Source organism: Fructobacillus cardui (genome assembly GCF_963580785.1).
Classification (GTDB): Bacteria; Bacillota; Bacilli; order Lactobacillales; family Lactobacillaceae; genus Fructobacillus; species Fructobacillus cardui.
In genome coordinates this window covers 1-833 of record NZ_CAUZLS010000018.1, presented here as the reverse complement: position 1 = coordinate 833, position 833 = coordinate 1, and the positions used below count along the sequence as shown (strand labels likewise).

General features: G+C 40.8%; 1 protein-coding gene. It reads right to left on the bottom strand.

The genetic code is table 11. The annotated features are described in order from the left end of the window. Nucleotides 1–762 (bottom strand): IS30 family transposase (locus AABI20_RS07545; RefSeq protein ID WP_338347352.1); only part of this gene is annotated, 762 nt, incomplete at its 3' end. Nucleotides 763–833 lie beyond the last annotated feature (71 nt).

The window sequence follows — 833 nt, the reverse complement described above, 5'->3', positions numbered from 1 at the left end:
AAATAATTCATTGGTCGCTCGTTCCCAAGGGGAATAGGCATGGCAGAAATAGACCTGGATACCGTATTGCTGTTGTAAATGTCGATAGCCCGAGAACTCTTTTCCATGATCAACTGTGATTGATTTTACGGTTGATCCAAATTGGTTCATGAAGCGTTTGAAAGCTAATTTCATGGCACCCTTGGTTCGGTTAGGTACTTTAATAGCCCACAGCATCCGACTTTGCCGTTCAACCAGGGTGACCAAACAGGTCTTATCTTGACCACGGCTAGAAAGAACAGTATCCACTTCCCAATGACCAAACTCTTGGCGTTGATTAACCTTATCTGGTCGATTTTCAATGGTTTGTTCGACTTTAAAGGTACCGCGATTTTCTTTCTTTCGTCGTTGAAAAGCATTTCGGTGGGGTAAGTCTGTCAGAAGAAAATTAATCCGTCCATTGTTCAGCCAATTGTAAAGTGTCGAAGTCGCTAATTTTAATTGATGAGCAACCATTGCTGGTGACCACGTTAAGGCCAAATAGCTTTCAATCAAATTCTTTTGTGAACGAGACAAAGTTGTTTTTCGACCACATTGTTTGCGCTTATGGTCGGCATCTTGCTGGGCCAAAGAAGCGACGTATGGTTGTACGCGTTGAAGTTCATAATGAATCGTGGATTTCGAAAAACCAAGCGTATCGGCTATTTTCTGCAGCGAATACCCAAAATTATTCAAAGTTTCGATGGCGCCACGATCATAAGATGTTAAAATTGAATAGCTCAAAGAATTTCTCCTCATGGTTTGTCTAGCAACTACCATTGTAAAGAATTCTTTGGGTTTTTTGTTTTTCAATT